Consider the following 219-nt stretch of genomic DNA (forward strand, 5'->3'; position numbering starts at 1 on the left):
CTATAACCGTATCGTTTGTTAATACATTACCTGTCGTAACTGGAGTATCCTCAATGGTAGTAGCAGTATCGTTTACTGCTAACGGATCACCCGTATCATTTACAGTTACATTAACGGTTGCTGTAGCCGTACTACCATCCACATCAGTAATCGTATATGTAAAGCTATCTGTACCACTAAATCCAACATTTGGAACATATTCGAAGACACCATCGCTAA

At 39.3% G+C, this 219-nt stretch carries 1 protein-coding gene; it reads right to left on the reverse strand.

The features are described 5' to 3' along the window. A partial coding sequence (locus ACXAGJ_RS24840) for an Ig-like domain-containing protein (protein WP_474843914.1) occupies nt 1-219 on the reverse strand: 219 nt, incomplete at both ends.

The sequence above is a fragment of the Aquimarina sp. AWH4_224 genome (genome assembly GCF_056160245.1).